Annotated in this window: 14 protein-coding genes and 1 riboswitch; of the genes, 10 read left to right on the forward strand and 4 right to left on the reverse strand. The window is 40.3% G+C overall.

The window, feature by feature from the left end; all coding sequences use genetic code 11:
- The first annotated feature begins 60 nt into the window (after positions 1-60).
- A riboswitch (SAM riboswitch) is annotated at positions 61-169 on the forward strand.
- Positions 170-249: 80 nt separating this feature from the next.
- Both metE and I6J03_RS06630 read left to right on the forward strand, forming a co-directional pair.
- Positions 250-2562 (forward strand): 5-methyltetrahydropteroyltriglutamate--homocysteine S-methyltransferase, encoded by a 2313-nt coding sequence (gene metE, locus I6J03_RS06625; protein WP_003008589.1) that lies wholly within the window; start codon positions 250-252, stop codon positions 2560-2562.
- 225 nt (positions 2563-2787) lie between these two features.
- Positions 2788-2964 (forward strand): hypothetical protein, encoded by a 177-nt coding sequence (locus tag I6J03_RS06630; protein ID WP_309485957.1) that lies wholly within the window; start codon positions 2788-2790, stop codon positions 2962-2964.
- Positions 2965-3253: 289 nt separating this feature from the next.
- Here I6J03_RS06630 and I6J03_RS06635 read toward each other — a convergent pair whose 3' ends face one another.
- From I6J03_RS06635 to I6J03_RS06650, 4 genes are all read right to left on the reverse strand, one after another.
- Positions 3254-4132 (reverse strand): TraB/GumN family protein, encoded by an 879-nt coding sequence (locus tag I6J03_RS06635; RefSeq protein WP_003008592.1) that lies wholly within the window; start codon positions 4130-4132, stop codon positions 3254-3256.
- Between the two features lie 105 nt (positions 4133-4237).
- Positions 4238-4735 (reverse strand): tetratricopeptide repeat protein, encoded by a 498-nt coding sequence (locus tag I6J03_RS06640; protein WP_003008593.1) that lies wholly within the window; start codon positions 4733-4735, stop codon positions 4238-4240.
- The gene (gene prfH, locus I6J03_RS06645; RefSeq protein ID WP_201694243.1) at positions 4722-5438 is read right to left on the reverse strand and encodes a peptide chain release factor H; all 717 of its coding nucleotides are present in this window, start codon (positions 5436-5438) and stop codon (positions 4722-4724) included. The genes I6J03_RS06640 and prfH overlap by 14 nt, the downstream gene beginning before the upstream one ends.
- Before the next feature lie 63 nt (positions 5439-5501).
- Complete coding sequence (locus tag I6J03_RS06650) at positions 5502-6893, reverse strand: RtcB family protein (protein ID WP_003008603.1); 1392 nt, start codon at positions 6891-6893, stop codon at positions 5502-5504.
- 458 nt (positions 6894-7351) lie between these two features.
- Between I6J03_RS06650 and trmD the strand changes: the two genes are divergently transcribed.
- The 8 genes from trmD to I6J03_RS06690 all read left to right on the forward strand — a co-directional run bounded on the left by trmD (position 7352) and on the right by I6J03_RS06690 (position 13793).
- Positions 7352-8029 (forward strand): tRNA (guanosine(37)-N1)-methyltransferase TrmD, encoded by a 678-nt coding sequence (gene trmD / locus I6J03_RS06655; RefSeq protein ID WP_003008605.1) that lies wholly within the window; start codon positions 7352-7354, stop codon positions 8027-8029.
- A 249-nt stretch (positions 8030-8278) separates the two neighbouring features.
- Positions 8279-9682 (forward strand): anthranilate synthase component I family protein, encoded by a 1404-nt coding sequence (locus tag I6J03_RS06660; protein WP_003008608.1) that lies wholly within the window; start codon positions 8279-8281, stop codon positions 9680-9682.
- Positions 9679-9993, forward strand: a complete 315-nt coding sequence (locus I6J03_RS06665; RefSeq protein ID WP_003008609.1) for a chorismate mutase — start codon at positions 9679-9681, stop codon at positions 9991-9993. The genes I6J03_RS06660 and I6J03_RS06665 overlap by 4 nt, the downstream gene beginning before the upstream one ends.
- Positions 9965-10537, forward strand: coding sequence for an anthranilate synthase component II (locus tag I6J03_RS06670; RefSeq protein WP_003008611.1), 573 nt, complete (start codon positions 9965-9967; stop codon positions 10535-10537). The genes I6J03_RS06665 and I6J03_RS06670 overlap by 29 nt, the downstream gene beginning before the upstream one ends.
- Position 10538: 1 nt before the next feature.
- Positions 10539-11321, forward strand: coding sequence for an indole-3-glycerol phosphate synthase TrpC (trpC, locus tag I6J03_RS06675; protein ID WP_003008613.1), 783 nt, complete (start codon positions 10539-10541; stop codon positions 11319-11321).
- A gap of 161 nt (positions 11322-11482) precedes the next feature.
- Positions 11483-11914: a sigma-70 family RNA polymerase sigma factor gene (locus I6J03_RS06680; RefSeq protein WP_232279744.1), complete on the forward strand. Its 432-nt coding sequence runs from the start codon at positions 11483-11485 to the stop codon at positions 11912-11914.
- A 35-nt stretch (positions 11915-11949) separates the two neighbouring features.
- Positions 11950-12576, forward strand: a complete 627-nt coding sequence (locus I6J03_RS06685) for a hypothetical protein (protein ID WP_003008617.1) — start codon at positions 11950-11952, stop codon at positions 12574-12576.
- Between the two features lie 8 nt (positions 12577-12584).
- Entirely contained in the window at positions 12585-13793 is a 1209-nt protein-coding gene (locus I6J03_RS06690; RefSeq protein ID WP_003008619.1) for a hypothetical protein, read from the forward strand.
- Positions 13794-13940 lie beyond the last annotated feature (147 nt).

Genomic DNA, 13940 nt, shown 5'->3' on the forward strand with positions numbered 1-13940 from the left:
TATTCTGACGATTTATTAAAATATTTTTGGGATTTAGAAACCTAATCCCGATATTAGCATCGCTTATAGAGAAAGGCCGAGGGACTAGACCCGAAGAAGCCTTAGCAACCTGTCACTTGACAAGGTGCTAAATTCTACCCCGCTTGGACACAGGAGGGAAAGATAAGCCGAAGTCACTGCATCTGGTGTCCTTCCTCTTTAGCAAAGTAGTTTTATGGAGTTAAGAAAAATTAAACAACAATCATTTTTATGTTATTAACTAACAATTTAGGCTACCCTCGTGTGGGCGCATTCCGCGAATTGAAAAAAGCCAATGAAGCCTATTGGGCAAAAAAGATTAGTGCTGAGGAATTATTAGATGCAGCAAAACAAATCCGTGAAGGAAACTGGAAAACTCAAAAAGATGCGGGTATAGACCTTATTCCTTCCAATGATTTCTCTTTCTATGACCAAGTGTTAGACCTATCTTTGACAGTAGGTGCTATTCCTGCGCGTTACAATTCTTTATTGAATAAAATCGATCGTAACTACAATCTGGATCTTTATTTTGCAATGGCACGTGGCTTCCAGCAGGAAGGTGTCGATGTAACGGCAATGGAGATGACCAAATGGTTTGATACCAACTACCACTATATCGTTCCGGAATTTACAAAGAATCAGGAATTCAAATTGACTTCTGAAAAATTCTTAAACGAATACAATGAAGCAAAAGCATCAGGTATCGAGACCAAACCGGTACTGATCGGCCCTATCACTTACCTGTTATTAGGAAAAGAGAAAGAAGCAGGATTTGACCGTATCGACCTTATCGAAAACCTGATCCCTGTATACGAACAGATTCTTGGCAAACTTGCAGAAGCAGGTGCACAATATGTACAGATTGATGAGCCTTTCCTTGCTTTAGATATCAATAGCAAAACACGCGCTTTATATCAGACGGTATTTGAAAAACTATCCGCAGCAGCTAAAGGTATCAAACTTATTGTAGCGACTTATTTTGAAGCGCTTCGTGATAATGAGGAAACTGCTTTAAATCTTCCTGTACATGCTCTACACTTAGATCTGGTACGCGGAGAAAATCAACTGGATACTGTTTTAGCAAAAGTTCCCGCTTCTTTAACACTTTCATTAGGTGTTGTGGAAGGCCGTAATATCTGGAAAAATGATTATGAAAAATCATTAGGTCAGATCAAAAAAGCTGTTGATGCATTAGGTAAAGACCGTGTATGGGTTGCTCCTTCCAGCTCATTGCTACATGTGCCGTTTGATTTGGATAATGAAGACAACGAAGAGTCTTTACCAAAAGAAGTTAAAAACTGGTTAGCATTTGCTAAACAAAAATTAGCAGAAGTAAAAGACCTTGCTATTCTTGCTGAAGGTGAAGTGGATGCGAAAACAGCTGAACGCTTTGAAGCAAATAAAGCTGCTGCTGAAAGCCGCCGTACTTCTCCCCTTATCCATAAACCGGAAGTAAAAGAACGTACTGCAAACATTACAGATGATGATGCAACCCGTACTTCACCATTTGCAAACCGTAAAGCTGCACAACAGGCTAAATTTAACTTACCTTCATTTGCAACAACTACCATCGGTTCGTTCCCGCAAACGAAAGATGTCCGTAAATGGAGAGCAGACCTGAAAAAAGGAAGTATCACGCAAGAACAATATGACAAAGAAATCGCTGAAGAGACAGAACGTACTATCCGTCTTCAGGAGCAATTAGATATCGATGTACTGGTACACGGAGAATTCGAGCGTAATGACATGGTTGAATACTTCGGTGAGCAATTGGCCGGATATGCATTCACTAAAAACGGATGGGTTCAGTCTTACGGTTCACGTTGTGTGAAACCTCCGGTTATCTACGGTGACGTATACCGTCCTGCAGATATGACTGTACGCTGGTCTGCATATGCACAATCTCTGACCAACCGTCCTGTAAAAGGAATGTTGACTGGTCCTGTTACGATCTTACAATGGTCATTTGTCCGTAATGATCAACCACGCTCGACTACGACATACCAAATTGCATTAGCGATCCTGGATGAAGTACAGGCATTGGAAAAATCTGGAATCAAAATTATTCAGATCGACGAACCGGCTATCCGCGAAGGATTACCATTGCGTAAAGCTGATCAACAGGATTACCTGAACTGGGCTGTACGTGCATTCCGCGTTTCTTCATCTAATGTAGACGATGATACACAGATTCACACCCACATGTGCTACTCTGAATTCAATGACATTATTGAGGATATTGCAGCTATGGATGCTGACGTAATCACCATCGAAACATCACGTTCTCAAATGGAATTACTGGATGCTTTCGCAGGTGATTTCAAATACCCTAACGATATCGGACCGGGTGTATACGACATCCACTCTCCTCGTGTACCAAGTACAGATGAGATGGTCAACTTATTACGCAAAGCTAAGGCTGTAGTTCCTGCAGAACAACTTTGGGTAAACCCTGACTGTGGATTGAAAACCCGTGCATGGCCGGAAACTAAAGCAGCTTTGGAATCTATGGTTGAAGCCGCTAAAATCCTTAGAGCTGAATAACCTTTAAGTATTAGTAATATTAAAATCACGACAGCCCGTAGGTACAACACACTACGGGCTGTTTGTTATATATACGCTGATGTCATTCCATTAAAAAAGTGCAGCATGCTGCTTTAAAAGAGTAATACATCGCAAACTGATCCCACCGTCTCATTATTAAAAAACAGCCTTACCAGAACTTTTCAGTACCTCATTTGTTATTAGGAGACAAATAATATGAATCCTATGAACAGAATATTCCCAATAACATTAGTTATCTTAATGACAAGCCTTCTGACCAGCTGTGCTGCGATCGAAGGAATTTTCAAAGCAGGTGTATGGTCCGGAGTGATCATGGTAGTTGTAGTAGTAGCCCTTCTGATCTGGATACTGGCTAAATTATTCGGAGGAAATAAAAATTAATCTCTACTGTGAAGATATCTTAAAAAAAGTTATAACAAGGCCACTACAATACAATTGGGGCTGTCCAAAAGGTTGGATGGCCCCAATTGTATACGATTTTATATGTATCTCCCTATAGCATCATTTCAGATATGCAATTCTCAAAGGGTTTGACTTGACTTTTTAGACAGCTTCGCCTTATATCGGATATGTCTACATGCAGTCAACATCACTGCTAAATCCGGTTTCGAACTCCTCTTGATGAAAGTTTTTCAGATCATACCTTATCTTTTCATCTGAAATGGAGGTCTTAATTATAGACCGGTGTAACTGTGTATCCTTTCTGACGCAAAAGATTGATCACGCCTTCTTCACCGGACAGGTGTGCGGAGCCTATAGCAAAGAAAGTCGGAGTCTCGTTCATTAATGCAGGCATACGATCTGCCCACAGGCGATTACGAACCGGTAACAATTGTCGGTACGTTTCCGGATTAGATGAAGTATATTTTAATAACAGCTCATCCATACCTGCAATATTTTCGTCCTTATAAAGTTGATATATATGAGATAGAATACTTTGAATATCAAATTCATCCATAGACTTCAGATAGGAAGGGAAATCGGATGTTTCAAAGATCTTATCTGCAAAAGAATATTGTTCTTCAATACTCGAAAGGCCTTCTATTGTTTTGCCTTGCTGCTTTGTATGTTTAATAATTTCTTCTTCAAACGAAGCCATAGGTTCCGTGAAGGATTTTTGCATAATCATTGCGATCAAAAACATAGGTTTTACTTTATCCACCTGAGCCAAAGTAAGACCGAGTTTTTTCCCTAAGACTTCATCTACCAGGGCTATTTCTTCCGGCTTGATCTGTGAAGATATTGTCTTATGACTCATCATGTATTTTTGAGATTCTTCTGCAAGATTTGGCGCCGCCATGTTGATTTCCAGATACACTCTTGACGTCTTATCCATAGCATCAGTAGCTTTCGCTGACATTTCAAAATTCTTTCTGGCCAGCATATGTACTGTACCGAACAGATAAGATGGTGCTTTCAGATCTTTTCCTTCTATTTTCCACAGCAATGACTTCTCCTTTACAGATGATGTCTGTGCAAAAGCAGAGTTAATCAAAAAACAGACAACTGCAATAAAGGCAACCAGATTTTTCATATTATTTCTTTTCATAATTCAAATGTTTTAGCGTTTTATGGAATTAGTAACACACATTGCAAAATGTTACATATTCCGGAATAAAAAAAATATAAAACAATGATTATCAATCTAAAAATCTTACTTTTTCTTTTTTTTATCCCTTTTCAGTTTATCTTCTAATCTCGTTTCTGCGTTTTTGATTTCCTGATCATAAGAAGAATAACAATTTGTGAAGTACAAATCTTTTGTCAATCTGAGCGCCTTCTTTACCTTCATCTGCTTTTCTAACAATTGTACCTGCTTCAGCAGTATTTCCGTCTTATTAATTCCTTTTATGGTTAATGCAAAATCTATTAACTTTTGTGCTTCTTCAAAATCATCATTCCATATAAGTGTCTGTGCAAAATGAGGATATATCTCCAGTGCATAAAGATTGTAGGTCAGTGCTTCCTGAAAATATTTCTTCGCTTCCTCATAATTCATCAGCTGTTCTGCGTATAGCCGACCCGTCAGACACAGCGCTGTTGTATTGGTCTCATCATAAGACAAGGCATACTCCAGAGATTCTATTGTCTCTGTCAGCGAATAAGGGTAATTGTCCAGTGCCTGAGACAAATATTTATCAATTGCTTTCATTGTTGTATTTTTCTATTTTCATTTCCTGTCTGAAACGTTGTTTTTGAGCCTTTCGCTTTGCCTTGTAGGACTTATCAACTTTCTCAGATTTAAAATCCGTTCCGACAAAGGTTCGGATCGCATTTCCACGTTCCACCTGAATCTGATTAAACCATTTGTACTTTTCGTCTTCCTTCCAATGCAGAAGATTCAATTCGTTAACTTTTTTTTGCAACCGTTTTGTTGCGATTTTCTTATTTTGATGTTGCGACCGGCTATCCATGGATACCACTGATACTCCTGTAGGGATATGTGTGGCCCGTACCGCTGAACTCACCTTATTGACATGCTGTCCTCCCGCTCCAGAACTTCTCATGGCCTGATACCCGACATCCTTCTCATCAAATATCCACGAGGCAGATTGTTTAATTTCAAAGACCTCAATAAACCAGTTTTTGCGTTTATGTGATTTTCGGAAATCACTTTTCCCGATCCATTGGATCGTACCTGTCCATAAAGCGGCAAATGCCATACAATTCTCTCCGCTGATCTGCAGACTTGCAGAAATTACAGTTCCGTTTATACTTCCCTCCTGCCGGTCGAGCACCCGAACCTCCACATCAAAAGTGGCTGCTTCCTGTATTATTTTTTTGATCACCTGTGCCACGACCCAACTGCATTCTTCGGGGCCGCGTCCTGCGGTGACGCCTATTATTTTGTCCATTTTATTTTTTGTTTGAAGCAAGTATCCAAAAAGGATTTCTTTTCAGACACTTGCTTTATTTTACTATCTATCCATCCGCACAATTTTGGGTGTAAACTTCCCCAGTATATCCACTAATTCGGATTGAAGTGCGATTACTTTGCGGATATCTTTGTAAGCCATCGGGGCTTCATCCACACTTCCCCCTACAAGCTCTACATCGGAATCTTTAAGTAGCTTTTGCACCTGACCAGATGTGAATGAAGCTTTACATGCAGCCCTCGACAAGAGTCTTCCTGCCCCATGCGATGCAGATTGCAAACTACTCTCATTTCCTTTCCCTTCCACAATATATCCCGGAGCAGTCATAGATCCGGGGATAATCCCCAGCTCTCCTTTTGCTGCCGGAGTAGCTCCCTTACGGTGTACTATACATTCCTTTCCGTCGATCAGCTGTTTCCAGGCAAAATTGTGATGATTCTCTACCTTAAATGCCGGACGTTTACCCAAAGCCTTAGCTATGCGCCGGTGAATATCATCATGACAGGCACTGGCATAGTCACCAGCCAGATTCATGGCCATCCAATACTCCTGGCCATCATGTGTATCCAGATCTAACCAGGCCAGATGTTGTACAGACCGCGGCAGAGGACATTGCTTTGCAGCGAGGTAGGTATAATGTTTAGCGATATTGGCCCCTAATCCCCTGGAGCCGCTATGAGACAATAAGGCTACATATTCACCCGCCGGGAGTTTCCACTCCGGTCTTGGATTGTCCAGATTTACTACCCCGAACTCGACGAAGTGGTTGCCGCCTCCCGAAGTCCCCAACTGCTTCCAGGCTTTACCCAGCAGATTTTTGAGAAGTGGTATTTCCTGAAATTCCTTTCGGGAAAAGATCTCATGATCTGCCCTATTCTTATGCGTCTCATACATCCCAAAGCAGGTCTGTTCTAAAAGCATATTCGTCAGTTGGAATCTCTTGCCTTTCAGATAGCTCGCAGGCAGATCAAAGACAGAGAGACTCATTCTACAACCGATATCTACACCAACACCATACGGAATCACGGCATTATCTGTTGCCAGAACTCCGCCTATCGGCAGTCCGTAACCGGAATGCGCGTCAGGCATCAATGCTCCGCTAACCGCTACAGGGAGCTTCAATGCATCATAGAGCTGGCGTTTTGCCTGTTCGTCGATTTCATTCTCCCCGAATATGCTGAAGGGAACTCTTGAAGTTCTCAGTTGCTGCAAGCGTACTTCGACGGGTCTGACCAGTCCTTCCGCTACTTTGCCCCATATTCCATCACCCAGAAATTGTTCGGGCGAAAGGAGTACCTGTCTGGCATCCGCCAGTATTGCTTCTTTTTTATCACGCTTTCTATAGCGTTGTATTTGCCCTAAGGCAATATTTATTGCATTATTCTGTGGGAAGCCCAATTTGATAAGGTCCTTCCCGGAAAGTTTCTTTCCCATGTTATTTTTTATTCAAATCAATACGATACCTGTGGATACAATGATCCACAGGCGTTACTGTCGGCCGATCGGAGTCGACCTGATTCATATCCATTCGGGAAAATCTGTGAAGGGTCCGGAATAAACAAAAAAGCCCGAATGATCTTCGGGCCTTTTCTTATATTTCGTTAAGTAATCTTAAGAGGAGAAAGAAGCACGAAGAAGAGCCTCAGCAATTCCAATTGCTGATGAAGCTAAAGCTGTAGAATGTAGTACAAACATTTTTTCTTCGTTTTAAAAGGGTTAAACCATTAATATCGCTGCAAAGATTTAAATTATTTCTTAAATACCAAAATATTCTTCTTAAAAAATCACATTTCTCTCCTCATACTATACATTAATGACTTTATAATCCGGCATTATCTTGCTAATTTTTACAGGCTATTCCCTCTTGTGCAGCGATTCACTATCTTTGCAGCATGCGTTTTGATATTATTACGGTATTACCTGATTTACTGACAAGTCCTTTTGCACATTCTATTCTGCAGAGGGCACAAAAGAAGGGCCTGGCCGAGATCGTTGTTCACAATCTGAGAGACTATGCAACCAACAAACAAAAGTCTGTGGATGATTATCCATATGGTGGAGGTTCGGGCATGGTCATGCAGATCGAGCCCTTTGCAAAATGTATTGAACATCTGCAGGCTGAGCGTGATTATGATGAGATTATCTTTATGAGTCCGGATGGTGAAACGCTGAATCAGGAGATTGCCAATACCCTTTCGACAAGAGGGAATATGATGATCCTGTGCGGACATTACAAAGGTATTGATCAGCGCATACGTGATATCTATGTTACGAAAGAAATATCCATTGGTGATTATGTGCTGTCAGGAGGAGAACTTCCGGCAGCTATTCTGACCGATGCCATTATTCGTCTAATCCCGGGAGTCTTGTCCGACGAGACATCAGCACTATCTGATTCTTTTCAGGATGGTCTTTTGGATGCTCCTATCTATACGCGTCCTGCAGACTGGAGGGGTCACAAGGTACCGGACATATTATTGAGCGGTAATGAGGCTAAGATTTTAGCATGGAGAGACGAACAGCAGTTACAAAGAACTAAAGAAAGACGTCCGGATTTATTAAATGACTAACGAAAAAGGCTTTTTTTTATTTTTTTGTCACATAAAATTTGCATTATGAATTTTTTTTATAAATTTGTGATATTATGTTGACAATTCAATTAAACAATACGTGGTGGTGGCCTGGAGCAAATTGCATCGGGTGCTAATGTATTGTCATAATATTTCATAATCAACCAAAACCACTTATGGAAGTTCACCCGACGCAGAAAACGTCGGGTTTTTTGTTTTTACTGGAAATTAGAAAAAAATAGAGCATACATGTTATACAATTTCGAAACGAATTTTAAAAAGATACTGGCAGACACCACGACACCGGTAAGTATCTATCTGCGTCTCCGGGATGCCTTCCCTAATAGTCTGTTGCTGGAGAGCTCGGACTATCACAGCAGAGACAATAATATCAGTTATATCTGCTGCCAGCCACTGGCAGGCATCAGACTGAATAAACAAAATCTTGAAATACACTATCCGAATCAGGAGGTCGAATATAAAAAGGCCGATGAAATAGATTTGAGAAGTGAAATTTCCCTTTTCAGAGAAAAGTTCAGTCAGATTGAAACTCCCGAAGTCAATGTCATTTCGAATGGATTATTTGGTTACTTTACTTTTGACTGCATTGAGCATTTCGAGGATATCAAACTGACCACTGCTATTGACCCTAAACGTGACATTCCGTTTTTACAATATCACGTGTACAAGTATGTCATCGCTATTGACCATTTCCGGAATCAGCTCTATATTTTTGAACATCTTCTCAATGGAGAAGAATCCGGTTTGGAAAAAATGGAATACCTGATTAAGAACAAGAACTTTCCGGAATATGATTTCCGTACCAACGGAGAAGAAACGTCTAACCGCACAAATGAAGAACACCGGGAGCTTGTTCGCAAGATGATCAAGCACATTCAACGTGGAGATGTCTTTCAGATTGTTCCTTCCCGTGCATTTGCAACACCTTTTCTGGGTGACGAATTTAATGTATACCGTGCATTACGCTCTATCAACCCTTCTCCATACCTGTTTTACTTTGACTATGGGGATTTCAAGATCTTCGGATCATCTCCCGAAGCTCAGCTGACTATCCGCAAAAGTGAAGCTGCAATCTATCCTATTGCCGGTACATTCAAACGAACCGGAGATATGGAAAAAGATGAGAAAATCGCGGAAGCATTAAAAAATGACCCGAAAGAAACATCTGAACATGTAATGTTGGTGGATCTGGCCCGAAATGACCTGAGCAGACACTGTGATCAGGTGACAGTACGCTCTTACAAAGAAGCGCAGTATTATTCGCATATTATTCACCTGGTTTCCAAAGTAACGGGTAAACTGAAAGATAATATCAATCCCTTTGATGTGGTGGGAGATACATTCCCTGCCGGTACACTAAGCGGAGCTCCCAAACATATGGCCCTGACACTCATCGACAGATATGAGGGACAGCAGCGATCTTTTTACAGCGGAGCAATAGGTTATATGGGATTTAACGGCGACTTCAATCATGCTATTATGATCCGCTCCTTTCTTAGTAAACAAAACCTCTTACATTATCAGGCTGGCGGAGGCATTGTACTCGACTCTGACCCTGAAATGGAGTTGCAGGAAGTAAATAACAAAATAGCAGCGTTGAGAAAAGCGCTGGAATTAGCAGAAACATTATGATCAGGCCTTTAGAATACTGTGAAAATCTTGCTCATGTACGCTCATCTATCGATACGATTGATTATCGCATCCTGGAACTGATCGCTCTCCGCAAGGATTATGTAGCAAAAGCAGCTGAATTTAAAAACAGCACCGAAGAAGTAATCGCTGAAGAGCGTGTCAACCAAATGCTAAAGGACCGTCTGGAACTGGCTAAAGGTTTTGGACTGAAAGCGTCCTTTGTGGAAGGCATTTTTAGTGATATTGTAAATTATTTTATAAACGAAGAATTAAATAAATTCAATGAGCAGCAAAGTATTAGTAATCGATAATTACGACTCATTTACCTATAATCTGGTGCATCTTTTACAAGAATGCGGACAAGAATATGAAGTGTGGAGAAACGACAAATTCAAGATTGAGGATGTAGCAGCATTTGATAAGATCTTATTATCACCGGGACCGGGTATCCCTGAAGAAGCGGGCTTATTGCTGGATGTCATCCGTACATATGCAGAACATAAAAGTATACTGGGTATCTGTCTGGGCCAGCAGGCCATTGCAGAGGTCTTTGGTGGCAAATTGTTTAATATGACAAAACCTCTGCACGGAGTTGCCACAGATATTATTGTAACGGATCCTGAAGAATCATTATTCAGGGATTTTCCGAACGGATCAAAGATCGGTCGTTATCATTCATGGGCAGTAGAGAAAGAATCACTGCCGGAAAGTCTGCATATTACGGCATTAGATGAAAACGGAACTATTATGGCTCTTTCGCATAAGACACTGGATGTAAAAGGCATGCAGTTTCATCCGGAATCTGTCCTGACAGAAAATGGTAAAATATTAATCGAAAACTGGTTAAAGTATTAACATGACTATATTAGATAAAATCGTTGAGCGTAAAAAAACGGAAGTAGCAGAGGCTAAAACCAAAGTTCCGCTGGAAAAGCTTGAAAATTATCCGCTCTTCAGACGTAGCTGCTATGTACTCAGAGACAGCATCCTGCATCCGGAACGAACAGGTATCATAGCTGAATATAAAAGAGCTTCTCCTTCCAAAGGTCTTATCAATGGGGTGTCATCTGTGACAGAGGTCGTCAGCGGTTATCAGGCTGCAGGAGCTTCCGCCATATCTGTACTGACAGACACTGATTTCTTTAAGGGGACACTTGATGATCTGACAGAAGCACGGAAGGCTTTGACCATTCCATTGTTACGAAAAGAATTTATTGTAGACAAGTATCAGATCGCTGAAGCTAAGGCATATGGAGCTGATATTATTCTGTTGATCGCCGCCTGCCTGACAACAGAGGAGATCCAGGATTTCTCCACCTATGCCAAGCAACTGGGGTTAAATGTATTACTGGAAGTACACGACGAAGAGGAATTGAACCGTAGTATCTTCGATACGATAGATGCTATAGGCGTAAACAACCGTAATCTGAAAGATTTTTCGGTCTCTCTGGATCATTCCTATGATCTTGTCAATAAGATTCCTTCGCAGTACATTAAGGTTTCGGAAAGCGGAATATCCGATCCTGAAACCATAAAAAATCTTAAAAAAGCTGGTTTTCAAGCTTTTCTGATTGGGGAGAATTTTATGAAAACTGAAAATCCCTCAGTAGCGATTTCAAATTTTGTCAAAGAATTATAATTATTATTTATAACTAATCTAAATAAAGTATATTTGCAGACGGGTACGTTTTATTCACGTATTTGATCTATCAGATTTTGGAGGAAACAAAGTTCATTATTACGCATCAGAGTTTTGAACAACTTTATCTCGATCATTGGGAAAAGTTGTTCTTTTTTTGCGTGAAAACCATCCAGGACGAAGAGATTGCGAAAGAGATCGTACAGGAAGTATTCAAATCGCTTTGGGAACGTAAGGATAAACTGGAACTTAAGGAAGTGGAGCGTTATCTGATACGATCTGTAAAGTTAAAAGCATTTGAATATATACGCAATAAAGTGACACGCCAGCAACACCATGAGGTGATTCTGAATGCTTACAAAGAGGAGTACCATGAAAATTCTGTAGAAGTACAGGAGCTGTCAAGTAAGATCAACAACCTGATCGGATCTCTTCCAAATCAATGCAAGAATGTATTCAAGATGAGCCGGCACGAAGGCCTGACAAACAAGGAGATTGCGTCCCGGCTTTATATCTCGGAAAGAGCAGTAGAATATCATATCAGCAGGGCACTCTCTACATTAAAAACTCATTTGTCGGATTACATAAAATAATTTTATCTTTATCTATTCATAGTATCACTATCTGCATGATCAGCAAACAGCTCTTAGAAAAATATCATCTCGGCTTATGTTCTGAAAAAGAACAGGGGTTAGTAGAGCAATGGCTGGAAAATGATGATCTGGAGATAGAAGGTGACATAAAATCTGTAGAGAATACGGGACAGGTAAAAGCAGAAATGTGGTCGAATATCCGACAGGATATTAAGCGGAAGAAAAACTTACGCATATTTCATCCCGGTACCTGGGCAGCAGTTGCAGCTATACTGATCGCTATTGTCGGCGTGCGGGCAATACTTATTAATAATCAGCCTTCTCTTACAAACCGATTTACATTTGATAATCTCTCCGGAGATCAGATCCGGAATTATGATGAGCATAACTATAATATAACGCTCTCTAAAAAATCTTTTGCACGTATCAATACAGAAACAGGGGAATTGGATGTCAAAGGAGATATTATGTTTACGCCCAAAAAAGATATTATTCTTAATGTGTGTGACCGAAACCACCGGATCAAACTTAAATCGGGAGAAACTTATATTTTATTGGATCAAAATCAAAGCTGCCAGCATATTGTACTGACAAAGCAGGAACTGACTTTCTTATCTCCTATCTTACAGAACCAGTTAAAAATACAATTTAATATTTCTTAGTCGAGAATATGTCCGCTATAAAGATATCAGTCTACAATCTTTTAATTATTCTTGCCCTGCTCGCAGCCGGCTGCAGCCGAACAAAATCTACAATCAAAACGGACGGAACATACTCCCTTTATTTGATGACTAAAGATGGCGGTCACGCCATTATGACACTTGACAGCTTAGCGTCAAACTCCGTAACCGATTCCGAACAGATGATCACAGTTCCGAACAGTACATTTGACCGGTCGATTATTATCAAAGATGGTTTTTATTATCATATGGATGGCGGTCAAAACAGCTTTAATAAATATTCCCTGCAGACTGACGGACTTCAGCAGGTAGCTTCCATCCCTATGCAGGACAAACATATCGAAAATAAGTATTGGATTGCCAGAGATACATTGCTATTGCTGACGCTCGATGACCGGACTTACTCCAGACTGGAATATTACAAAATAGATACAAAGTCGTTCCGTATCTTATCTTCCGGAATTATTCCTGTGACCTTTCCTAATAAAGAATTTCCGTTTTTATCTATCGGCTTTAACTATATACGGGACAACAAAATGTTTATTGGTTATTCCTTTAACAAGACCATGGCCAAGAATGATTACACAACGATAGATACGATGTATGTAGCTACCGTAGATGTTCAGACCATGCAGATAAACAGTATTCAGAAAGATTTCCGTTCAACATATCCCGGCGGCATCAATACAGTCCAGTCCTATAGTTTTGAAGATGAAAATAAAGATTTCTACTTTATGAGCTGTCCGGGAATAGCATTAGGCAATAATCTAAAAAAACCTACTGCAATCTTTAGAATCGATGCTAAAACTAATAAGATAGACCCTGACTATATGATCAATATCTCTGAAAAGATAAACAATCATGCTTATGGAATGTGGTATCTGGGTAATCTGGAAGCACTGATCCGCAGTGAACGTAAAGACCGTTATCATAATTTTCAGGATCACCATTCCACTTACCATTTTGAATATTACCGCGTCAATCTTAGGAATGGAGATATGGTCAAACTTGACCTTCCGTTTGATAAAGGTACCCGAAAAGAATCTGTGATCGTACAAAATAATAAGGCATATATCGGAATAGATGATTCTACAGATACACATAGTATCTGGGTGTATGATATACCAGCAGCCAGAATCAGCAAAGGCACCGGACTCTCTCAACGTGTAGACTTTATTCTGCGTATGGATAGTTTGTAGGATACATTGCAAAATTCTCCTGAAACCGATCAAAAGAAAAGCATGGCCAATGGTCATGCTTTTTTTATTCAACCGAATGGGATAGTTCCATTATAGCCCGCCAAACAGTTATTTTTCCTAAAAAATAATGCATACATATCATTAAGC

Origin of the sequence: Sphingobacterium spiritivorum, from assembly GCF_016724845.1 — a bacterium.
GTDB lineage: Bacteria > Bacteroidota > Bacteroidia > Sphingobacteriales > Sphingobacteriaceae > Sphingobacterium > Sphingobacterium spiritivorum_A.